This window comes from Laspinema palackyanum D2c (assembly GCF_025370875.1).
Taxonomy (GTDB): Bacteria; Cyanobacteriota; Cyanobacteriia; order Cyanobacteriales; family Laspinemataceae; genus Laspinema; species Laspinema palackyanum.
In genome coordinates this window covers 46,474-66,866 of record NZ_JAMXFD010000027.1, presented here as the reverse complement: position 1 = coordinate 66,866, position 20,393 = coordinate 46,474, and the positions used below count along the sequence as shown (strand labels likewise).

Sequence of the window (20,393 nt, the reverse complement as noted above, 5' to 3'; positions counted from 1 at the left end):
AAGCTCTACTGCATCGCACCGATAACGTAGTCGAAGTAGGAGCCAGCTTCGGCTGCATCTTCAGCAGACAGTAAGGAAGCAGCTACGTTCTTCATGGCACGGATGCCTTCTGCAACGCCTTCAATCGGGGTGCCGAGAGATTTGTACATTTCACGAACACCGACAATTCCGATTTCTTCAATCGGGGTGACGTCGCCAGCAACGATTCCGTAGCTGATCAGACGCAGGTAGTAGTCCAAGTCGCGCAGGCAGGTTGCGGTCATTTCTTCACCGTAGGCGTTGCCACCGGGAGAAACCACATCAGGACGCTTCTGGAACAGTTGATCGCCAGCTTGCTTGACGATACGCTCGCGGGATTCGCTCATGATTTGGGCGATGCGAACGCGACGCTCACCAGTGGTGACGAAAGACTTGATCCGATCTAATTCGCCGGGGCTAAGGTAGCGAGCCTCAGCATCTGCATTCACGATGGACTTCGTGACGATACTCATTAACTACTTCCTCCAACAATGAGAGTGTGTATCCAGATATATAGAATATTAATCTGGGTTTTGCAAGACCTTTCTCGGAATTTTGTGTCTTTAGGTTTTTTTACTCAGTGCTTGGGTTTGAGTCCCTTTCTCCTGAGTTACCCCACTTTTCCCTAGCTGTATTCTAGGGGAATGTGGTTCACAAAAAAACTTTTGACTTCGACTGGATTTTGCAAATACGGATATTTTGCATCATCACGTTTACATTCGCACTCTTTACTTAATATTTTGTAACAATTTTCCTCAGTTAACAGGGGCCAGACCCCTATTTTCAGCCCGGTAGGCCCACTTTATCAAGTTAATGATTGGTAATTGAGCCATGAGGTAAATTGGGCGTCTAAAATTGCGTATCTGTAATTTCCCCAGAAGGATCTTTCAGCGAGGGGGGCCATTAAGACAGGTTCCGATGGGGCCACTGGGTGGTAAAATTGGCAAAAATGGGGATGCATAGACTGGGGCGGGTCAGGGACCTCCCTCCGGCGATCGCCTTCCATTAATTTATAGTCACAGCAATGAGTGCATTTTTCGCTCACTGACTCGGCAACAAATTTTCGGCGAGTGCAGTGCAGAAATTTAACCAGAGGATTCCTCAAAGCCTTTTAGATATATAGCAATCCTTGCAGCAGTTCTGACAAAACTCCATAGTAGTAAAATTTGGGTCAATTAAATATTTGACCATTAGCCAAAAACTTAAATCAACCCTTAATTGCCTTAAATGAATTACCAATAGCATCAAATGTTCTTGCAAATTAAGTCAAAAATAATATTTTTTGCCAATTTCTCTCCGCACCCTGGGGGCAATCCACTCAAGATAATTAATGGGGATTTTTGCACTAATATCTATTCTTGATCACACATAATCTAACAGGTTAACCCCAAGAAAACAACAAGGGTTGAGGGGAGGATTTCACCTTGGAGAGGGATAGGTTTGGGTCTAGGTCGCTCTTGACGAAACTCAAACCTTGTGGTAAGATATTTGTGGTAAGATAGCGGTAATTAATCCATTATCCCTATGGCAAAGTATATAGTTGTTAAAGGAACCTCCGGTATTGGCAATCGTGTTTTTGCGGTAGCAACGGGGATTTTATATGCTCAGATTAGTGGTCGCCAGTTGGTGGTTGATTGGCGGGATGGGAGTTATTCTAATACGGGAAATAATTTATTTTTTCGCTACTTCGATTGTCCGGTGGCCCAGTCCGTGGAAGTGTTACCCGTGACTGATTCGATTTATCCTACCCCCTGGCAGAATCAACTACATCGTTCCTTGGGGTCTTTACTCAATGAGACAGGTCTCAATTGTGATCAAGACCTATCTTGTGATGTATCCCGTTTGGATTATCCCGAAACTATTATTGTGTTATCAGCTTATACCCATAAAATTCATAGGATGCGGTCCTTATTTACAGGTGAATATAGTCGTTTCGCCAAGCTAACGAATCCGGAAATTCTCAAGTTGATTTTACAGTCTAACCTCACGTTAAAAGAGGATATTCGGTTAAAAGTTGAGCAATTTAAACAAGAATACTTTTCAGATTATATGATTGGGGTCCATATTCGTTATTCGGACATGAAGGTTCCTTTGTCAGAAATAGAAGCATCTCTGCAATCAATTGTCAGGAGTGTGAAGTTCAAACACCCCAACTATAAGATATTTTTGGCAACGGATTCTCAAGAGGTTTTATCGTTATTTGGAGAGAAATTTATTAATGTTATTTCAACAAATAAATGGTTTTCTCCTTCTGGAAAACGACTGCATCAAAATCCTCAAGAATGTGAGGATTTAATTCAAAATGGCATTGAGGCGCTAGTTGATTTATATTTGCTGGCGGAGTGTGACCATTTACTATTTTCTTCAAGATCATCTTTTGGTTTATTGTCCAGTCTTTTAATGACTAATAAACAGGCTCTGCGCTCGGATATTGACCAGAAAAAATCTTTGATTAAACGAGTTAAATTAAAACTTGAAAATACTTGGAATTCCTGAATTATTTTTGCAGCATTCTGACAGATTTAGGAGAAGAGATAATCTGATATTATTATCCCAATCATTGAATCAGCTAAACCTGTTTTGAATCCTTGATGATTTTTACTTGAAGTGAGAAAATCATCTAATTGCTTGATAGTGGTCATGCGATCGCCTGCTCTGGAGGATGTATTTCTGAGATTATATCTGTAAGGTAAAGCCGATCGCCTCCTCAGCTATTTTGTCCGCCACTTGCCAGCATTCCAATCCTTTCCCCCATTCAAGCGGTTAAACTTTTATCAATCATGGCCGGTAATTCCTTCGCAGAATGGAGATAAGTCAAATCGATAGTCACAACCCACCCATAATTGCCATTCCCCACTACATCCACCCTGACGACTACCTCGCCTTAGAACGCCAAAATCCCATCCGCCACGAATACCGAGGTGGCCTCGTTTACGCCATGAACGGCTGTAGCGATCGCCATTCACGGATTGCAATAAACCTCCTGAGTGAGATTGATCAACACCTTGGCGACTCACCCTGTCGCTTCTACGGCAGCACTGTCAAAGTCAACTACAAAGATGAGTTTTATTATTACCCCGATGCTTTCGTGACCTGTGACCCGCGCGATCGCCAAGACCGCTACATTAAACGCTATCCCAAATTCATCGCCGAAGTCCTCTCAAGCAGTACCGAAGCTTTTGACCGTGACCTCAAATTCACCGACTACCAAAACCTCGACAGTCTGGAAGAATATGTTCTAATTTCCCAAGATACCCAGCGAGTCGAATGCCATCGCCGCATCGCTGCTGATACTTGGGAAACTACGATTTATGAGGCGGGCGATCGCATCACCCTCACCAGTCTCGACCTTGAATTTCTCAGCGAACGACTCTATCGCGGTCTGGATTAACCCCCTCTATCACCCCTGCTGTAGTCGAGGCGAAAATTGGGCCTGTTGATTGACCGGACACACCGAGAACTGACTGATGCAGAAGAACTGGAAGATGACGATAAGCCCTTTGAGGAAAAGATGGAACCGTTGACGAAAAAATTGGAGGAGGAGTGAGTCGAAAGTGCTAAATTAGAGGCAGCAATGCAGGCAAATCTGCGGAGGTTGGGTTTATGAGTCCTTTACTAGAACACCTATTGCAACAAGTTGAGCAACTCACCCCTGAAGATCGCTTAGAGTTGATTCGGCAGATTGCACAGGGACTAAAACAGTCCGAGGTCGTCGTCAGAGCCAAGCCTCGATGGAGCGATTTAAAAGGAATGGCTCCCTATCCCATGATGGGAGAAGATGCTCAAGAGTGGGTTTCACGCACTCGGAGGGAAGGGGATGAGCATCGAAGCCAGGTGTTGCGAGGCGAATGATGAAAATTGAAGCCGCTCTAGCAGGGGTATCTCGGTTGTTTTTAGACACGGCTCCTGTCATTTACTTTGTAGAACGCAATCCTAGCTTTGTCGATCAGGTTGATCCAATATTTGAGCGATTAGAGTCGGGGATTACGCCAGTGGTGGGAACGGTGACGGTTGCCGAGTGCTTAGTGGGTGCTTTGCAGATGGGCTTACCGGATTTAGAACAAGTCTATGTGGCTATTTTTACACGGGATGATGTACTGTTTGTGGAGAATACCCTGGCGATCGCTCGACAGGCAGCAAGGGTTAGAGTTCAATACAATCTACAACTTCCTGATGCATTGCAGATTGCCGCAGCGATCGATGCTGGCTGTCAGGCATTTTTGACGAATGATGCTCATCTAAAGCGCATAGCCGAGCTAAATATTTTGCTGGTAAGTGAGTTGGAGCCGTAAGGAAATACAGGGATTGACGGCAAAGTTGGAGGAGCAGATTGAAGAATCGACGCGGTTATAAAAGGTGATTCGCGAGAATTGGCCCGGGTTGGGGGATGACTACTTTTAGTATTAGAAACAAATGGACACAAAGAACTTTATATGAAGGTGTATCGATGATGTATCAAGACCCAATTGTAGAAGAAATTCACAGAATTCGCGAAGAGTATTCACGGTCGTTCAACCACGACTTGAAAGCTCTTTTCGCTGATTTGCAAAAACAGCAAGCTGAGAGTGTCAGAAAGGTTGTGAACTTATCGCGCCAGCGTGGTCTAAAAACACCGGAAAATCCAGATTCTGGTTTAAAATTTTGAGAGTTCTACCGTCAACACTACCCGCAGAAAGCTAATGGACAAACGTTTTTGGAAAAAAATGGTCGGAGACCAATTCAATAACAAATATCACCTCGTCAAATTCATCGATTCAGGAACGTTGGGTGGCGTTTTCCTCGCCAATGAAGTGATTGCTGACCGTTTGATTCGACAAGTAGCACTGAAAATTTTTCTGGTTGATACTTCTCAACTCGACTCGCAAATTGCCGAATTACGCCTCGCCACCAGCCTCAAACATCCTCATTTATTAGATTGTTATAGTTCAGAAATCGGTTTTGAAGACGATGCCGACGAAGACGAGAAATATTTGGGGTTAGCGATGGAACTGGCAGAGGATTCCTTGAGAAAGTATTTGGCAAACCGCCAGACGTTACCATTGGAAGAAGTTCGGAATATCGTCGCTCAAATCGCGTCGTCCTTGGTGTTTATCCACAGTCGAAATATTGTCCATCGTGACCTCAAACCTGAGAATATTTTAAAGGTGGGTCAGGTGTGGAAAGTGGCAGATTTTGGCATTTCTCGGATGTTGACCCAAGGAACTTACACCAAAACCAGTCCAATTCAGCAAATCGCGACATTCGCCTATCAACCCCCAGAGTCTTATCAGGGTGAAATTCATCCGGGGTGGGATGTGTGGTCCCTAGGAATTCTGCTTCAGGAGATGTTGACGGGGACGCATCCCTTTGCGGCGACAACAATTCCGGAGTTGATGATGAAAGTAATGACGCAGGAACCTGAATTTCCCCAGGAGTTGAGTCGTGAAGTTGTGGACATTCTCAAAGGGTGTTTTGCGAAAAATCCAAGGCAACGGTGGACGGCTCAACAGGTTCTTGATGCAGTTCAACCGAGTTCATCAAACCGTGGAGATACTTTACTGAGTATTGACGATTTAGACCTGTCTTCAGAACGTCCGGGAATTAACTATTATAAACTGCGGGATTTACTAGCGGCGAAGCAGTGGGAGGAAGCTGACGGGGAAACGGGAAAGCGAATGTATGAGGTGATGGGAAAAGAAAAAGAGCAATGGTTGAGACCTGAAGATATTAACAGGTTTCCCTGCAAGGATTTGAAGATTATCGATAAGCTGTGGGTCCACTACAGCCAGGGTAAGTTTGGCTTCAGCGTGCAGAAGAAAATTTGGGAGGAATGTGGGAGTCCAACAAAGCATAATAAAGACTGGGAAAGATTCTGCAATCGAGTAGGTTGGTGTAGGGGAGGGAGTTGGATTAAGTATTCGGATATTATTAAGCAGGGGTACAGGGGATCCCTCCCGAGCGAGGATAAGGTCATGACAGAGGATATCGAAGGGGGAGAATGGTTTTGGTATAGTAATGCCGAGGTGTGGCATATCCCTCTTCTCTGCTCTCGCTTAGAGACTTGTAAACTTTAGCAAATAAAGGCTTCAGTCCGCAACGAATTCCTATTTTGGAACCCTCTCTACACGGGAATTGACGACAGAATTAGTGTGGCGAGAATTCGTTACCTGGCACTCCACCTATTCAGGAAACAAAGAAAACGTCTCTTTGAGTTGAGCAAACTTGCAACTTCCCCAGTGATTCTTCTGCGTCGGTTTCCGTTGGGGGCGATAGTTTTGACAAAACTTCCGATACGCCAACGCACAGAGTTTCAACGTCCTCCCCAAACAGGGATCAGGCTTTCAACCGGGTTTGACAGAAGAGGGGTATTTATCTTATTCCCCACAAAAAAACCCAGTCTGTCATCCAGACTGGGTTATCCAACTCTGATCAAGACGAGATAAATCTAATCCAACCTATCTCCCCTCAAAAATTGCGTTTTCAAAGACTAGGCACGAGGATAAGGCACAACATTCTCGCCAAAATAGCGATTATATTCCGCACCTTCTACCAATGCCGTCACTGCTGCGGCTAAACCGCTTTCAGTTAGCAGTTGCTCAGACTCAGCCACTTCGGGGGTTGCAGGAATGCGACCCAAGAGGTGACGGTAGAGTAATTCCGCTGCTTTTAAACTCGGATAAGGCTTGACAAACCGAGCTTCGTAGGCTTCAGAACTTGCCAACTCACCCACAAACTGACGGACTGAGATTTCCCCGCGAATCAGTTGTGCTTCGGCGTGATTCAGGCGGAATTCTGCGGGAATTTCTTCACTGTAGATATCCATCACCTGACGATAGATCGCATCGATCGCACTTTCCATCTCATCCGCACCCATCTGCTCAGTCACGCGATAAATCCGCGCCACTTTGTTCGCTGTAGACCGTTGCGGCATCACACCACTCACGGACCGTCCCACTTGCACCACATCCAATTTATGCGCTGCTTGGGATGCCATTGCACTCGCCATCAGCGGTCCTTTGGTCGGGTCCATCGTCGAGTTCACCGGATCAAAACTTGGCACTACCAAGTCTTTATTCTGCTTCGTCAACTGGTTATACAGCTTCTCCGTATTCGGGAAGTTTGCTGCAGGCAGGGTTGGGAAGCGACGATAAGGAACCGTATCCTCGTTAAACGCTTGCAGGTACTCCATACTGGTGACCATTGCCGAGATAAATCCTCGGATCCCTTGGGTCGCCAGAATTTGGTTATACTTGCGAATTTCCTGCTGATTCAACGGTGCACGACCTAAGAAGTGCTTGGTTCCCAGTTCAATCACCTTGGTGTTCGGATAGGGGGTATAGAACTCCTTGACATACAGCTTGGAATTCCCCAATCCTTCAATAAACTCCTTCACGGTAATTTCGCCGTTCCGCAGTTTGCTTTCGAGCGGGCTGAACTCATTCTTAATCACATAAGGATTCAAGTCGCGCTCGAAAATTTGACGGTAAGCAGCTTGAATGACCGCTTGAGATTCCACCGGAGTGCGGTTGGTGAGCTTGAACACCTTGGTTTGTTCGCGGCGTTTGCCAACCCCTTGGCCGACGCGGTTTTCGATTTCCGGTATCGATCGCTCGGGAACGGTGCCGAGTTCGATAAAGCGCGAGGGTTCGTCTTTCTCGACTTTGAGGTTCTTGTCGCCGATCGTGCCAACACGGAGCGATCGCAGGGCTTGACCACCCGGAGTCAGATAGCGCTCATAAGGAATCGTATCTTCCCCAAAGGCTTCCTCGTACTCTTTACTATCGATAAGCGCATCAATCAAAGCATAGAAGCCTTTCTTGGAGCAAATATCAAAGTAAGCATTCATTTCCTGCCGTCCGTAGGTCGGGCGACCTAACAAACGACGGTGAATATATTCGATCGCCTTACAAACATAAAGCGAACTCCAGTACAGATTCCGGAACACATCAGACTTCGCCAGAGCCCGGATAAACTCGCGCAGAGTAATATCCCCGTTTTCTAGCTTGATTTCGTCCAGCTTCAGGCGTTGAGCATCATAGACATCCCGGCCAAACACTTGGCGATAGGCTGCCTTAATCACCCCTTGAGTCGAACTCTCCGAGTATTTAACACTCACCCCTTGCACGGGTTTGACCCCACCGCGCTGACCATACCGTTTCTGTCCACTGGGGATTTGATCCAGCTTGATCGCCTTCGCACCCAGAGAACCCGGAGACACACCCCGCGCTGCTGGATTGCTTAGTTGGTTGTTGATGCCAGGACCGCGATGAATCAGGATCCGGCGAGTATCTTTGCCAAACGGTGCCGGACGGTTTTTCGGATTGCGGGTTTCTTTCGGGAAGATGGCCCCAAACTGGATTTCCAGAGGGTCATTCCCCACACCATAGGCGTGCTGATCCGGCAGAGGCCGATTGTAGTCCGCAAACAGGGTGATAAATTGCGGAACCTTGCGGAACGGTGCACTGTAATTAAACAGGTCAAACTGAGGTCCCCAGTTCCGGCACTCTTGGGCTTCTTGGCCCAAACCGCGCAGGTAAGGTACAGTTTCCTCGCCGAAATAATCAGAATATTCCTGAGAATCGACTAGGGCGTTCACCAAAGCAGGTAAACCGCCTTGGGACACGATCGCAAAGTATTTGTTAAACTCCTCGCGAGAACTCAGAGCACGTCCGAGGAAATGACGGTGCGCCAATTCCACCACGCGGCTGTTCACAAACTTTTCATAAAACTGCTGCCGATACAGGGGCGACAGACCCAAGCGCCGGATAAACTCTTTCGTCGTGATGGTGCCGTTTTTCACCTGGGATTCCAGGTAAGAGACGCTCAAGCTGTAGGCGCGAGTAATATCCCGCTCAAAGACTTGCCGATAGGCTGCTTTGATCACCTCTTCTTTTTCCGAAGACGAGAGTCCCGTCTTCATGACGAACTTCTGACGACGTTCGGAAGCGAGGAAGTAGATTTGCGGCAATTGCAAACCTTGTTTGTCGCTGCTGCCGGTTTGACGGACTTTATCAGAAGGCGTCGGGGCTTTGAATTCGGTAATCAAAACCTCGAAATATTCGCTGATTAGGGTCCGGCTGACTTCATCCTGTTTGAAGTAGCCCAAAGATGCTGCCTTCATTTCTTGCAACGCCACCAGGGTTGCCGAAGAAGAACAGGCTCTTTCAATGATTTCCCGCAAACCGCGCACGTTCACCGAAATGATGTTCGGGTCTCCGGCAACCATTGCGTAGGTCAGGTAACGGAGGAACCAGCTCAAATCCCGCAGGGATTTGGTCATGTTTCCGGGACCGTAACGGGCAATATTAATCGGTTGGAATCCGGCGGGGGTGGGGCCGCTGGAGGAACTGAAAATGTTCCGCAAGCCTTCTAAGAACCCACCTTTGCTTTCCACATAGGTGGTGGTTCCCAGCATCATGCCCTGTTTGACATCTTGATTAGCACCGATGGGGGCTTTAATCACCATCGGTTCTTTCGGTCTTTCCAGGAACGCCATCGGCGATCCACCCGTGAAAATCCGGTTGGCGGCACGGGAGACGATCAGTTCTGAATTTTTGGTCAGAACTTCAGCAATCTCCAGCCGTTTGGTTCCGGATTGGAAAAATGTCTGGAGTTCGGTCAGTTCGCTTTTTCCCGGAAAGCGGTCTTGTTGTTCCGCTTGGGAAATGGCCGCAACGGGTACGGTTTGATAGAGCTGCGGACGCGCAACTGAGCTTCCACCACTTGCCTTTACAGTCATCTGATTTCAAAAGCTCCCAATAGAATTATCATTTTGTGGCATCAATGGGTTTAGATGCCGTTTTAAACGGCCACGCTGAGTCAGGATGAAGGATTGATGTCGATACAGGGGATCCTTAATTTTGGATTCCTCCCTTCGGCTTTCCCATGTCCTTTAACCCACTATCGGGGGTTTACTTTGACATAGTTTTTAGCTTAAAACGATTCGGTATCACCCCCTCTTATGTTAAGAATTATGTAGAACTTTGACCCAGCGGCTATCGTGCCATCATATTGGATTGCGGCACCTAACTGAGAAAAAAGATAAGTTTTGTTACGTTCTGGATTGTAAACTATAAATTTGTAATTTCAAACCTGTTATTTGCATCGGGTGAGGGGGGTTTGCGATCGCCTTCGTCCCGGTTGTGTTTCTGTCCATCATCCATCCACCATCTTGCAATTATGCCGAACTCTGAACAGATTACTGCTGCGGTTAGACAACTGTATGATACTTATCCGTTTCCCCCGGAAGCCCTCCTCGATGAACCACCTCCGGGGTACAATTGGCGCTGGACTTGGCCTGCTGCCTATGCCTTCTGCACCGGGCGCAAACCAGCAACTCAGGCGGTAAGGATTTTGGATGCGGGATGCGGGACGGGTGTGGGAACCGAATATTTGGTGCATCTGAACCCGGAAGCGCAGATTACGGGGATTGATTTAAGCGGGGGGGCCTTAGAGGTGGCGCGCGATCGCTGTCGGCGTTCTGGGGCCTCTCGGGTTGAGTTCCATCATCTCAGTATTTATGACGTGGCGCAACTGGAAGGGGAATTTGACCACATTAATTGTGTCGGGGTGTTGCATCACCTCCCGGATCCCATTCGCGGGATTCAGGCGTTAGCGAAAAAGTTGGCCCCTGGGGGAATTATGCATATTTTTGTGTATGCAGAGTTAGGACGCTGGGAAATTCAACTGATGCAACAGGCGATCGCCCTCCTGCAAGGGGACAAATCCAGCGACTATCAAGAAGGGGTAAAAATCGGGCGGAAAGTGTTTGCAGCTTTACCGGAAAATAACCGTTTGGTGAAGCGGGAAAAAGAACGGTGGGCGATGGAAAATCATCGGGATGCCAATTTTGCCGATATGTATCTGCATCCTCAAGAGATTGATTATAATATCGATACTTTGTTTGAGTTGATTGATGCGTCGGGGTTAGAGTTTTTAGGGTTTTCCAATCCGGACTATTGGAATGTAGATCGGTTGTTAGGGAAGGATTCAGAGTTGATGGGAGAGGCGCAAAAGTTAGGCGATCGGGCCCGATATCGACTCATTGAACTCCTTGATCCAGAAATCACCCATTATGAGTTTTTCCTAGCCCGTCCTCCCCTAGTTAAAATGGACTGGGGAAATGATGAAGCCTTGTTAGCAGCCATTCCCGAAGTGAGCATCTGCCTACAAGGATGGCCCTCCCAACATTTGTTTGATTACAATTATCAACTCGTGACTTTATCTGAGGATGAGTTTGAGTTTATGAAAGGGTGTGATGCCAATTCCCAGGAAGGGGAGGGAACGAAAACCGTAGGAGAGATTTTAGCAGGAGTGAACTTGGATTTAGAGGGAGTCAGAAGTCTGCAAAAACGGCAACTAATTTTACTCACTCCTTCGAGTTGATAAAGCGCCCCGCAGACTACTCCGGTCCCCTCCCCTTGCCAAGGGGAGGGTTAGGGTGGGGTTCTTTCTAAGCCCAAACCCCCGCCCTTGCAGGCTAAAGATAAGCCCACCCTACAATTGCTAGTGCGATCGCGCAAAACAACAATCAATCAAAAACATTAAAGTTTGACCGGATCCCATCACCGAATCGCTATAATCAAACCGTCCCCTAGTTTCTGGTCGATACTATGCAACTTCAACCTCAAATCTATCCGCCCTTGGAAAATGGCGATCGCCTCAGCTACCGAGAATTTGAGCGACGTTACAGCGCCATGCCTACGGATCAGAAAGCCGAATTAATTGAAGGAGTCGTTTATATGGCATCACCCCTGCGGTTTACCACCCATGCAGAACCCCACGGTTTTCTCATCACCTGGTTAGGGGTTTACAAAGCTGCTACCCCCTCCACCGCAATGGGTATTGAACCCACCCTTCGCCTCGACTCGGACAACGAATTTCAACCCGATGGAGTGTTATTGATTCCAGGGGGAAGTTCTCAACTCACCTCAGAAGGCTACATCCAAGGGGCACCGGAACTGGTGGTGGAAATTGCAGCCAGTAGCGCGGCGATCGATTTAGGGGATAAAAAACGGGTCTATCGGCGCAGTGGGGTACAAGAATATCTAGTGTGGCAAATCTTCGACCAGAAACTGGATTGGTTTTATCTGGAAGAGGGGGTTTATCAGTCTCTTTCTCCCAATGAACAGGGGATTTTGTGCAGTCGAGTCTTTCCCGGTTTATGGTTGAACGGAACGCAATTGTTACAAAATAATCTCCTTGCGGTTTTGGAAACCCTACAAGGGGGATTGGCATCCCCAGAACATCAAGCCTTTATTCAACAACAGTGATGTTTGGAGAATCTTCTGGAGAGTATGTCAACCTTTTCTCGGATCCCCTACCCTCCGAGTTGCTGCTTCAGATCACGAATGGCTGCACTGGTATTTCTCTGATCGGCAATTTGTAAACATTGAGCAATGAGAGCGGCTGGGTTTAGCGCCGGGAAATATTGGCTTTGGGATGTGATGCCGTATTCATTGCCCTGAAGTTGGTAAATCATCAGTTGCGGGTTCCGAAATAGCCAGACTTCTGGCACTTGATAGGGCAGATAATCCTGCACGTCTGAGTAGCTGGTGATGTCAATTTCTAACACCAAAATTTTGAGGGATTTCATCCCAAACCCCCTCACCGTCCCCGCATCCACAGACACAGACAATAAACCATCGTCAGCAGCAACCATCCTAACGCACAGCCCAAACAAGCCGACATCACCGGAACACTCGACACCGGGTGCTCGGCGTTTGGGTTCAATTGCCTGACGCATCAATATTCCCAACGTGACCCTATAGTCGTTAGATATTTGATGAGTAATAGATGGCTCTAAAAAATGTTTGCAAACAACATCTTCTTGTTAAAAAGGTCTGAGAGAATATCGTGGTCTCCCATAATTCCACTCATTTTTTCAAAATAAGCGTTTTTGTCCTTTTCGCTGTTGCCACTCATCTCTTTAATTTTTAAATCGATAATCTCTTGAATACCCTCCCAGACCTTATGATCCATCATAAAAAATGTCGTTTTTTTAGGATCAAAAAGCTTATATTTCAGGCTATCTCTATATTTTTCTCCCAAGACTTTTTCAAGGCTGGAATTTGTGATTTGTAAGTATCCTTTTGTTTCAACTTTTTCAAAATACTTGTCAATGTATTCTTCCGAATTTAATTCAGTTCCTTTCAGTAGTTCTTGGAGAGAGTGATGAATACTCTCATGAGGAAAACTTTCTAAGACAGATTCTTCAAATATTTTACTTTTTCTGAATTGTAGCTTCTGAGTCATTAGCCCATCCAAATTAGCTTTATATAGTCTACAAGTGATTGCATATCACTAAGTTTTTCGAGTTTTTTAATTATTTTTTGAATGTCATCACAATCATAATAATTTATATCTACTTCTCCTCTATAGGAATTTATAAATCTATCCAGTTCCCGTCTGGCATCATTGCTCACTAAGTTGACTGGGAAAACATAGTAATAACCACTTGGTTTTCCGTCAATTAACCATCTGTTCTCAATATCTTCAATCTCCCCTTTCAGATAAGCTACATTAATTGCACCTCCCGGATCTGTGTGAGAGGACTTACACTCCCAAATATAACTACCATTTTTGAAAACTCTAGATTTCATAAGTACAAGATCACCACTCTACCTACTATGACATTTTTTCTATTTCTGAAATAGTAAACAGATATAAAACAAAGTTGTTACGGTTTGCTAAGAAGTTCCATCATACAAATATTTCATTGACTTCGTAAATCAGCCCTACAAAACTTGGGTTAACGCCGCAGCCTTCTATAATGAGCATCAATAAGAACTGTTTTTCCAGACTTGTAAACCCTTGTATGCTCTTTGACTACTGTTATATTACCTGATAATAAATCTTTGACTAAATCATTAGCTTCTTTGCTGTAGATGACAAAATCAGCGCCCGGCTCATTGGAGCGCAAATTGTCTTCATAATCCTTACCCGGGGTCATTCCAAACTGATCCATCAAATCTTTGAGCATAGATTTGAAGTTGGCATCTACAACTTTACCTTTATCTGTCGAATCTAGGTTTAAGAATTCATCAATTGACTGTAATGCCTGAAACAAAGCATTTTTAATTGATTTAATCGAATCTTTAAGATTGAATGACATTGGTTGTTTTTTTAACATACAACATAATCTTAGCACGAGTTAATTAAGTTTGGCATGACTCATAGAATAAATATAAAAAAGATAAATAAAAATTTTTAATGCTATAACTTTGATTTATATATTGAAGTGCGATCGCCCCGCCCTAACAAAAATGCTACGCAACTGGGGAACGATATTATCTTTTTTAAAGATGGAGATACCAATGAACCCATTGGCATTGAAATCTTATCCTATCGCCCTGGAGACGATCGCATTAGTGGCATCTCCCTAGAACTTGGCCAACAAAACCTTATTAAAACCTGAAAAAATCAACCGAACTCAAATCTAAGCGAAAATTACCTTCCTCCCCCAGTACCCCCTAGAAGCGCCGTTAAAAAGTTTTCCCGCAATTAACCCAATCTGTTATCCGCCATTGAAACCTGGTTAGGGGATACTGTACATGGGGTTCTCCCTGAAACTTGGCATAAAATTGGAATTGACCTTGAAACCTGATTTAGCTGTGTGAGAGCGGACTGAACTGTTATGAATACCCTAGCTCAAGAAATTCTCAAAAACTTTGATGATTTGCCGAAGACAGAACAACAGGCGATCGCAGTAGAAATACTCAATCGCGTTATCAATTTTGACGTTCCCCCCCTGACAGACGAAGATTTAGTCCTCAATGCAGAAGAACTATTTTTGGCATTAGATGAGCAACAAATAGATTATGAGTAGTCCTAACCGGGGAGAAGTTGGGCTGGTTGATTTAGGTTACACAGCCAAAGTTAGGCCATATTAATTTCTCACCCAACCAGTTCTAGGAGTTCACGTTTTGAAGTAGAGATTAAAACCAGGTTTCTCAAGCTAGGAGTTTGCGTCTTGCAGCAAACAGCAGACACGCTTGAATATCTGCGAGTTCCAAATCAGGAAAGTCTTCTAAAACTTCAGTAACGCTAACATTTTCCGCCAACATTTCTAAAATATCGGTCACTCGAATTCGCATCCCTCTAATACAGGGACGGCCCCCACATTGACCCGGAGTTTGAGTAATTCGGTTTAGCAAGTCATTCGTTAAGTTCATAACCCGTTTTTGTGCTTAATTCAGTAATTGAGTTTTATCATTAATTAGAGCCTAGCATCACCCCATCCTTGAACCTTCCGAAAAATAGCTCCTCTGCATGGATGGTAGCTGCTTCAATACCTCTATTAACCCCAGTTCAGACGGTAAACCCCTAAACACTATCCTAGAGCAACAGTGCCTAGTCTGAGTATAACGCAGTTTTTAGGGAAGGGAGGGGGATTTTGCAGAGGGGATTCTCCTACGGAGACGCTTCGCGATCGCCCCTAATTCTTACCATTCCAATCCGGCAATTAATCCTATTCATTCATCGCGGAATTGCTAAATATTATCAAGAAATTCCACATCTTCATAAAGCAGAGAAATCGAAAAATGAAAGTCAACACTGGTCAAGTTTATTTCTATTTCTGCGGGTTCAGCATTCACTTCATCCAATGAATAAGACGTGAGTTCCCATTTTCCCCGTTCATTGAGACAGTAATAATCAACGCTGATTTTTTCAGCACTAATCAGGACATATTCTTTTAAAGTGGGGATGCGGCGATAATGTTTAAATTTATCCCCTCTGTCAAAGGCTTCTGTACCTGGAGAAAGAACTTCTACTAACAGGCAAGGAGAGTAAACAATTTTTCGAGCATTTAGGTCCTGGGAATCGCAAGTTACCATTACATCAGGATAGTGAAACGGACCATTTTTAGAAACTCCGAGTTTAGCGTCTGCCATGAAAACTTTACAGCCTTTACCCCGGAGGTGATTTTTCAAGGCAGAGGCTAAATTGAGAGCGATCGCATTGTGAGCAAGAGTTACCCCCATCATCGCCAATACTTCGCCGTTGATATATTCGTATTTAATCGGCTGTTGTTCTTCCCATTCCAAATACTCTTGGGGAGTCATTCGCGAAAACTGCTGATTTGCTATCATGGCTATTCCCTACTTTATTGAATCCAATTTTAATAGGTTAATCTGGCTAGAAAACATAAGTTTCCCTTGCTTTTCTTCCTGCTTGGATACTTGAAAATTCTCATAAATCTGGTCCCGAGACTCCTCACGAAGATACTGCTGTAACAACAGGGAAATTTATCGTTTTTCATCTGTAGAAAGACTCTTGATGACATCAACTACATCATTAAATCTCATCATTAACTAAGCCTCATGATGCTGAACCGCTTTTAATGATATCCCATTTTGCCAGAAACTAGCCGACACACCCCGAAAAGCACCCTTAGAAAGCGTTCCTCCGAATCAATCGGGTTTAATCCCTGCCATATGCGATCGCCAAGCGTCTTGGAAGGAGTATCGCCCCACCCCGACATACCCCCACAAAAAAACGCCTGAGCGAACTCAGACGCATAAAGGAGACAAATTGTCAAGCGGAATTTAACGTTGCATTCCGGCTGCACCACCGACCACTTCCAGGATTTCCTGGGTGATGGCGGCTTGACGGGCTTTGTTGTAAGTCAAGGTTAAGGTTTCCATGAGTTCGCTGGCGTTTTCGCTGGCGTTGTTCATGGCGGTCATTCTGGCGGCGAGTTCGCTGGCGGCAGCTTCTTGCAGGGCGCGCAATAACTGGTTATTCAGATACAGCGGCAGCAAGGCTTCCAGGATTTGGGCCGGGTCTTGCTCGAAAATCATGTCCCGAGGGAAGGCTTCCGGCGCAGCAGTAGTAGCGACTTTTTCGCGCTGGACATCGAAGGAACCGCCTTTACTGGTGAGGCGGAAGATTTCATCGTCAGGGACTTCTAAGCCTTGGCGATCGAGGGGTAACAGGGTTTGGACCACGGGTTTGGAACTGATTAATGACACGAATTTGGTGTAAATCAATTCCACGCGATCGACGCTTTCCGAGAGGAACAACGAGAGCACTTCGTCTGCAATTTCTGAGGCTTCTTTTGCCGTCGGAATCTGTTCTAAGCCGATGTAGGAGGCATCGATGGGGGCGTTGCGTCGGCTGAAGTATTGATTGGCTTTCCGTCCGACAATCACCAATTTATAATCGAACCCTTCGGCTTGGATTTCTTTAATCCGAGCTTCGGCACGTTTGATGATGTTGTTATTGTAGCCGCCACACAAACCCCGATCGCCCGTAACAACGAGCAATCCCACGGTACTCACTTCGCGCTGTTTCAACAAGGGCAGGTCTACATCTTCAAACCGCATCCGAGTTTGCAATCCGAAGAGAACCTGGGCCAAGCGATCGGCAAAGGGGCGAGTTCCGAGGACCTGTGCTTGAGCGCGTCGCACCTTAGCTGCGGCCACGAGGCGCATGGCTTCGGTGATTTTTTTCGTGTTTTTTACTGACTGGATGCGATCGCGAATCGCCTTTAGATTTGCCATAATCCCAAATCAAGAATCAAGAATTTAAAATTAAACCTAATGCATGAAGAATTGAGAATGAAGAATATCAGAAATCTTGCATTCTTCATTCCCAATTCTTCTCAATTGCTGGTCCTACAGGGTAGCCATGAAAGACTGAGTGAATTCAGCGATCGCCTCTTTCAACAAGGTCTCAGCTTCATCGGTCAATTGCTTGCTGCTTTGAACGATTTCGCCGTATTTAGCCTTGCTAGTCCGCATATACTCACGCAGACCTTTGGTGAAGTCGGTGATTTTTTCCACCGGAACTTCATCCAAATAGCCATTAATCCCAGCGTAAATAATCGCAACTTGCTCACTCACCGGCAAGGGCGAATATTGATTTTGTTTTAACAGTTCCCGTAGGCGCTGACCCCGGGCCAATTGTTGCTGGGTGGAGGCATCCAAGTCCGAGGCGAACTGAGCAAATGCTTCCAATTCAGCAAACTGGGCTAGTTCTAGCTTCACCTTACCCGCCACTTTCTTCATGGCTTTGGTTTGTGCGGCAGAACCCACCCGGGACACGGAAATACCTGCGTTCACTGCCGGACGTAAACCGGAGTTGAACAAGTCAGAAGATAAGAAGATCTGACCGTCGGTAATCGAAATTACGTTCGTGGGAATGTAGGCGGAAACGTCACCGGCTTGGGTTTCGATGATCGGTAACGCAGTCATGCTGCCTTCGCCCATTTCGCTGCTGAGTTTAGCGGCGCGTTCCAATAAGCGAGAGTGGAGGTAAAACACATCCCCAGGATAGGCTTCACGTCCGGGGGGACGACGCAGCAGCAAGGACATTTGACGATAGGCTTGGGCTTGTTTGGACAAGTCATCGTAAATGACCAGGGTGTGCTTGCCTTTATACATGAAGTATTCAGCAATGCTTGCGCCGGTATAAGGGGCGAGGTATTGGAGGGTGGCTGGTTCGTTGGCGTTAGAAGTGACGACAACGGTGTAGTCCATCGCGCCTTTTTCTTGGAGGGTGGCGACGACTTGAGAAACCGTGGAGGCTTTTTGACCGATCGCCACGTAAACGCAGATCACGTCCTCACCCTTTTGGTTGATGATCGTGTCAACGGCGATCGTGGTCTTCCCGGTTTGACGGTCACCAATGATTAACTCACGTTGTCCCCGTCCGATGGGAATCATGGAGTCAATAGCCGTAATCCCGGTTTGCATCGGTTCGTACACGGAACGACGCTCAATGATACCAGGGGCTTGAGATTCCAGCAAACGGCTTTCGGTGGTGTTGATGTCTCCTTTGCCGTCGATCGGACGACCCAAGGCATCCACAACGCGGCCAATCATCGCTTCTCCCACGGGGACCTGAGCGATTTTGCCGGTGGAAGTCACGGAAGATCCTTCTTGGATATCGTGACCATCACCCATTAACACCGCACCCACGTTATCTTCTTCTAAGTTAAGGGCGATACCAACGGTGCCATCTTGGAATTCTAAAAGTTCGCCGGACATGGCTTTTTCTAGGCCATAAATCCGCGCAATTCCGTCCCCAACTTGGAGGACAGTACCCACGTTAGAGACTTTTACATCGGTGTCGTAGGACTCGATTTGCTGGCGAATAATATTGCTGATTTCGTCGGGTCTGATGCTGATCATCTCAGTTTTTGTTAGGGGTTGCTGGGTAGTTTTTTCTGTAGAGTTTAGGGAGGGTCGGTTCCCTAAATGATGTTCTGTGGGTTAGCTGTTGCTGCCTAAGCGCACACCAATCCGGCGCAGTTGTCCACGTAAGCTGGCATCAAGAACTTGCGAACCGACTTTAATCACGACACCACCAATTAAGTCAGCATCGATTTTCGTTTCGAGTTCGACTTGTTGCGCGGAGGTAATTTCTTTGACCTTATTCCGAACGCCTTCCTGTTGTGCTTCGGTCAAAGGTACTGCGGAGGTGACTTCGGCGAGTACAGTTTGATTGAGCTTGCGCAGGAGCATTAGGTAATAGCTGGCAATTCCTTCAATGAAGGGAATGCGTCTGCGATCAATTAGCAACATTAAAAAGTTGCGCGTATAGGGTTGAACGGAATCCCCTAAAATTTGGCCGAGGGCATTTTTTTTGTCCGATTCTTTGATAATTGGACTGCCAATAAATTGAGCCAAATCGGGAGATTCTTTCAGTAAGTTCAGGATGCCCCGCATATCCTCGCCAATTTGTTCGGTGAGGTTATGCTCTTGTGCCAAGGACATCAAGGCTTGAGCGTAAGGTTCAAAAACTTCTGACTGGATGATACTCATCGATTGCCTCCGAGCATCGCAATACTGTTATCAATGAGTTGTTGCTGTTTGCCTTCGTCGAGTTGGCTTTTGAGTTGACTTTCAACTCGTTCTAATGCCATTGTTGCCACTCGTTGGCGTAATTCAGCCATTGCCCGTTCTTTAGCGGCGTTGAGGTCTTGTCCGGCTTCTGCTCTCAAACGTTCTAAATCTTTTTGAGCTTGGGCGGCAATTTGTTGTCTTTCAACGGTGGCGCGTTCTTGGGCTTGGGCTTTGATGTTTTCAGCTTCAGCTTGAGCTTGGGCTAGTTTTTGCTGCTGGTCCGACAGTTTTGCGGCTGCATCTTTCTGACGTTTTTCAGCTTCTTTAATGGCAGATTCGATTTTGGCGCGGCGTTCGGTGAGAATGTTTCCTAAAACTTTCCGACCGAAGTAGAACAGCACGCCAATGACGATCGCCAAATTAACAACGTTGGTTTCAAAAAAGTCTAAGTTAAGACCGAAACCTCCTTCTGCTGCTCCTTCTGCATGAGAAGCGAGCAACCAAAAAGTTCCCAGAATCATAAGATGGATAACTTCCTTTACTTAATGCCGTCGTGCGTTAGATTCGTTAGAATGTTTTTACTGTTTAGAGGAAAAGTTTTGATAT

Annotated in this window: 21 protein-coding genes and 2 pseudogenes; 10 read left to right on the top strand and 13 right to left on the bottom strand. The window is 46.0% G+C overall.

The features are described 5' to 3' along the window. Window positions 1–5: 5 nt before the first annotated feature. Window positions 6–491: an allophycocyanin subunit alpha gene (apcA, locus tag NG795_RS23015; RefSeq protein WP_254568361.1), complete on the bottom strand. Its 486-nt coding sequence runs from the start codon at window positions 489–491 to the stop codon at window positions 6–8. 1,051 nt (window positions 492–1,542) lie between these two features. Here apcA and NG795_RS23010 point away from each other — a divergent pair. From NG795_RS23010 to NG795_RS22985, 6 genes are all read left to right on the top strand, one after another. Further along, on the top strand, window positions 1,543–2,514 hold the full coding sequence (locus NG795_RS23010) for a nodulation protein NodZ (protein WP_367290967.1): 972 nt from the start codon (window positions 1,543–1,545) through the stop codon (window positions 2,512–2,514). A gap of 307 nt (window positions 2,515–2,821) precedes the next feature. Next, entirely contained in the window at window positions 2,822–3,409 is a 588-nt protein-coding gene (locus NG795_RS23005; RefSeq protein ID WP_367290966.1) for a Uma2 family endonuclease, read from the top strand. A 212-nt stretch (window positions 3,410–3,621) separates the two neighbouring features. Then, on the top strand, window positions 3,622–3,870 hold the full coding sequence (locus tag NG795_RS23000; protein WP_367290965.1) for a hypothetical protein: 249 nt from the start codon (window positions 3,622–3,624) through the stop codon (window positions 3,868–3,870). After that, a complete protein-coding gene (locus NG795_RS22995) occupies window positions 3,867–4,310 on the top strand; it encodes a type II toxin-antitoxin system VapC family toxin (RefSeq protein WP_367290964.1) in 444 nt (147 codons plus the stop codon). The genes NG795_RS23000 and NG795_RS22995 overlap by 4 nt, the downstream gene beginning before the upstream one ends. Before the next feature lie 95 nt (window positions 4,311–4,405). Beyond that, on the top strand, window positions 4,406–4,663 hold the full coding sequence (locus NG795_RS22990; RefSeq protein WP_436836082.1) for a hypothetical protein: 258 nt from the start codon (window positions 4,406–4,408) through the stop codon (window positions 4,661–4,663). A gap of 34 nt (window positions 4,664–4,697) precedes the next feature. Next, complete coding sequence (locus NG795_RS22985; RefSeq protein WP_367290963.1) at window positions 4,698–6,071, top strand: protein kinase domain-containing protein; 1,374 nt, start codon at window positions 4,698–4,700, stop codon at window positions 6,069–6,071. A gap of 413 nt (window positions 6,072–6,484) precedes the next feature. Here NG795_RS22985 and NG795_RS28515 read toward each other — a convergent pair. Next, window positions 6,485–6,853 (bottom strand): annotated as a pseudogene (locus NG795_RS28515) (phycobilisome rod-core linker polypeptide); the annotation flags it as partial. Window positions 6,854–7,036: 183 nt separating this feature from the next. Then, window positions 7,037–9,736: pseudogene (locus NG795_RS22980) on the bottom strand (phycobilisome rod-core linker polypeptide); the annotation flags it as partial. A 440-nt stretch (window positions 9,737–10,176) separates the two neighbouring features. Here NG795_RS22980 and NG795_RS22975 point away from each other — a divergent pair. Together NG795_RS22975 and NG795_RS22970 are read left to right on the top strand one after the other, a co-directional pair. After that, on the top strand, window positions 10,177–11,382 hold the full coding sequence (locus NG795_RS22975) for a class I SAM-dependent methyltransferase (protein ID WP_367290961.1): 1,206 nt from the start codon (window positions 10,177–10,179) through the stop codon (window positions 11,380–11,382). Between the two features lie 227 nt (window positions 11,383–11,609). Then, window positions 11,610–12,269 carry a Uma2 family endonuclease gene (locus NG795_RS22970; protein WP_367290960.1) on the top strand — a complete coding sequence of 220 codons (660 nt, stop codon included), beginning with the start codon at window positions 11,610–11,612 and terminating at the stop codon, window positions 12,267–12,269. 47 nt (window positions 12,270–12,316) lie between these two features. Here NG795_RS22970 and NG795_RS22965 read toward each other — a convergent pair whose 3' ends face one another. From NG795_RS22965 to NG795_RS22950, 4 genes are all read right to left on the bottom strand, one after another. Further along, entirely contained in the window at window positions 12,317–12,742 is a 426-nt protein-coding gene (locus tag NG795_RS22965) for a PDDEXK family nuclease (protein WP_367290959.1), read from the bottom strand. 56 nt (window positions 12,743–12,798) lie between these two features. Then, on the bottom strand, window positions 12,799–13,251 hold the full coding sequence (locus NG795_RS22960; RefSeq protein ID WP_367290958.1) for a hypothetical protein: 453 nt from the start codon (window positions 13,249–13,251) through the stop codon (window positions 12,799–12,801). Then, window positions 13,251–13,598: a hypothetical protein gene (locus NG795_RS22955; RefSeq protein WP_367290957.1), complete on the bottom strand. Its 348-nt coding sequence runs from the start codon at window positions 13,596–13,598 to the stop codon at window positions 13,251–13,253. The genes NG795_RS22960 and NG795_RS22955 overlap by 1 nt, the downstream gene beginning before the upstream one ends. Window positions 13,599–13,747: 149 nt before the next feature. Continuing rightward, window positions 13,748–14,128 carry a hypothetical protein gene (locus tag NG795_RS22950; protein WP_367290956.1) on the bottom strand — a complete coding sequence of 127 codons (381 nt, stop codon included), beginning with the start codon at window positions 14,126–14,128 and terminating at the stop codon, window positions 13,748–13,750. A gap of 108 nt (window positions 14,129–14,236) precedes the next feature. Here NG795_RS22950 and NG795_RS22945 point away from each other — a divergent pair, with 108 nt between their 5' ends. After that, complete coding sequence (locus NG795_RS22945; RefSeq protein WP_367290955.1) at window positions 14,237–14,413, top strand: hypothetical protein; 177 nt, start codon at window positions 14,237–14,239, stop codon at window positions 14,411–14,413. Between the two features lie 219 nt (window positions 14,414–14,632). Next, window positions 14,633–14,824 (top strand): hypothetical protein, encoded by a 192-nt coding sequence (locus NG795_RS22940; RefSeq protein WP_367290954.1) that lies wholly within the window; start codon window positions 14,633–14,635, stop codon window positions 14,822–14,824. Window positions 14,825–14,948: 124 nt separating this feature from the next. Here the strand turns inward: NG795_RS22940 and NG795_RS22935 are convergent, their stop codons facing one another. From NG795_RS22935 to NG795_RS22905, 6 genes are all read right to left on the bottom strand, one after another. Continuing rightward, entirely contained in the window at window positions 14,949–15,170 is a 222-nt protein-coding gene (locus NG795_RS22935; protein ID WP_367290953.1) for a DUF433 domain-containing protein, read from the bottom strand. A gap of 318 nt (window positions 15,171–15,488) precedes the next feature. Continuing rightward, entirely contained in the window at window positions 15,489–16,088 is a 600-nt protein-coding gene (locus tag NG795_RS22930; RefSeq protein ID WP_367290952.1) for a Uma2 family endonuclease, read from the bottom strand. A gap of 456 nt (window positions 16,089–16,544) precedes the next feature. Next, entirely contained in the window at window positions 16,545–17,501 is a 957-nt protein-coding gene (locus tag NG795_RS22920) for a F0F1 ATP synthase subunit gamma (RefSeq protein ID WP_367290951.1), read from the bottom strand. A gap of 114 nt (window positions 17,502–17,615) precedes the next feature. Next, window positions 17,616–19,133 carry a F0F1 ATP synthase subunit alpha gene (gene atpA, locus NG795_RS22915; RefSeq protein WP_367290950.1) on the bottom strand — a complete coding sequence of 506 codons (1,518 nt, stop codon included), beginning with the start codon at window positions 19,131–19,133 and terminating at the stop codon, window positions 17,616–17,618. Between the two features lie 81 nt (window positions 19,134–19,214). After that, window positions 19,215–19,766 carry an ATP synthase F1 subunit delta gene (atpH, locus tag NG795_RS22910; RefSeq protein WP_367290949.1) on the bottom strand — a complete coding sequence of 184 codons (552 nt, stop codon included), beginning with the start codon at window positions 19,764–19,766 and terminating at the stop codon, window positions 19,215–19,217. After that, window positions 19,763–20,308 (bottom strand): F0F1 ATP synthase subunit B, encoded by a 546-nt coding sequence (locus NG795_RS22905; RefSeq protein WP_015147560.1) that lies wholly within the window; start codon window positions 20,306–20,308, stop codon window positions 19,763–19,765. The genes atpH and NG795_RS22905 overlap by 4 nt, the downstream gene beginning before the upstream one ends. Window positions 20,309–20,393: the final 85 nt, after the last annotated feature.

Coding starts and splice junctions, on each gene's coding strand:
- NG795_RS22905 (WP_015147560.1), bottom strand. CDS start 20,308: ATGATTCTGGGAACTTTTTGGTTGCTCGCTTCTCATGCAGAAGGAGCA.
- atpH (WP_367290949.1), bottom strand. CDS start 19,766: ATGAGTATCATCCAGTCAGAAGTTTTTGAACCTTACGCTCAAGCCTTG.
- NG795_RS22985 (WP_367290963.1), top strand. CDS start 4,698: ATGGACAAACGTTTTTGGAAAAAAATGGTCGGAGACCAATTCAATAAC.
- apcA (WP_254568361.1), bottom strand. CDS start 491: ATGAGTATCGTCACGAAGTCCATCGTGAATGCAGATGCTGAGGCTCGC.
- NG795_RS22950 (WP_367290956.1), bottom strand. CDS start 14,128: ATGTTAAAAAAACAACCAATGTCATTCAATCTTAAAGATTCGATTAAA.
- NG795_RS23010 (WP_367290967.1), top strand. CDS start 1,543: ATGGCAAAGTATATAGTTGTTAAAGGAACCTCCGGTATTGGCAATCGT.
- atpA (WP_367290950.1), bottom strand. CDS start 19,133: ATGATCAGCATCAGACCCGACGAAATCAGCAATATTATTCGCCAGCAA.
- NG795_RS22940 (WP_367290954.1), top strand. CDS start 14,633: ATGAATACCCTAGCTCAAGAAATTCTCAAAAACTTTGATGATTTGCCG.
- NG795_RS22965 (WP_367290959.1), bottom strand. CDS start 12,742: ATGCGTCAGGCAATTGAACCCAAACGCCGAGCACCCGGTGTCGAGTGT.
- NG795_RS22920 (WP_367290951.1), bottom strand. CDS start 17,501: ATGGCAAATCTAAAGGCGATTCGCGATCGCATCCAGTCAGTAAAAAAC.
- NG795_RS22930 (WP_367290952.1), bottom strand. CDS start 16,088: ATGATAGCAAATCAGCAGTTTTCGCGAATGACTCCCCAAGAGTATTTG.
- NG795_RS22935 (WP_367290953.1), bottom strand. CDS start 15,170: ATGAACTTAACGAATGACTTGCTAAACCGAATTACTCAAACTCCGGGT.
- NG795_RS22955 (WP_367290957.1), bottom strand. CDS start 13,598: ATGAAATCTAGAGTTTTCAAAAATGGTAGTTATATTTGGGAGTGTAAG.
- NG795_RS22960 (WP_367290958.1), bottom strand. CDS start 13,251: ATGACTCAGAAGCTACAATTCAGAAAAAGTAAAATATTTGAAGAATCT.
- NG795_RS22970 (WP_367290960.1), top strand. CDS start 11,610: ATGCAACTTCAACCTCAAATCTATCCGCCCTTGGAAAATGGCGATCGC.
- NG795_RS22975 (WP_367290961.1), top strand. CDS start 10,177: ATGCCGAACTCTGAACAGATTACTGCTGCGGTTAGACAACTGTATGAT.
- NG795_RS23005 (WP_367290966.1), top strand. CDS start 2,822: ATGGAGATAAGTCAAATCGATAGTCACAACCCACCCATAATTGCCATT.
- NG795_RS22995 (WP_367290964.1), top strand. CDS start 3,867: ATGATGAAAATTGAAGCCGCTCTAGCAGGGGTATCTCGGTTGTTTTTA.
- NG795_RS23000 (WP_367290965.1), top strand. CDS start 3,622: ATGAGTCCTTTACTAGAACACCTATTGCAACAAGTTGAGCAACTCACC.
- NG795_RS22990 (WP_436836082.1), top strand. CDS start 4,406: ATGACTACTTTTAGTATTAGAAACAAATGGACACAAAGAACTTTATAT.